Source organism: Cognatundibacterium luofuense (assembly GCF_018139685.1).
Lineage (GTDB): Bacteria > Pseudomonadota > Gammaproteobacteria > Burkholderiales > Burkholderiaceae_D > Undibacterium > Undibacterium luofuense.
In genome coordinates, this window is the sequence record NZ_JAGSPN010000687.1 from 1 (window position 1) to 279 (window position 279).

Annotated in this window: 1 pseudogene; it reads right to left on the minus strand. The window is 45.9% G+C overall.

Annotation, left to right across the window (positions count from 1 at the left end):
- A pseudogene (gene rpsD, locus KDM89_RS22920) lies at positions 1-103 on the minus strand (30S ribosomal protein S4); the annotation flags it as partial.
- Between the last annotated feature and the right edge of the window lie 176 nt (positions 104-279).

A 279-nucleotide genomic window follows, 5' to 3' on the forward strand; every position in this document is an offset into this window, starting at 1 on the left:
CTAATTTGCACTTGGAGTCCAAAGAGCGACGTGCGCTTTTCAGGAACAGATCCGTGCCTTCGCGGCGGGATAACTTAGCTTTAGGTCCGATATAACGTGCCACAGTAATTTCCTTTAGTAATTGACGCAGAACAAGCTGCGCTAGTCTGATCTACCTGCTACCAGACAGTGGTCTTAAAGACAGTCAGCAACATGCTGCTTGTCTGAAATAAAATTTCCCAACACAAAACCCGCCAACAAAATGGCGGGCTTGCATTCTAACGAAAAAATCGTCAGAAC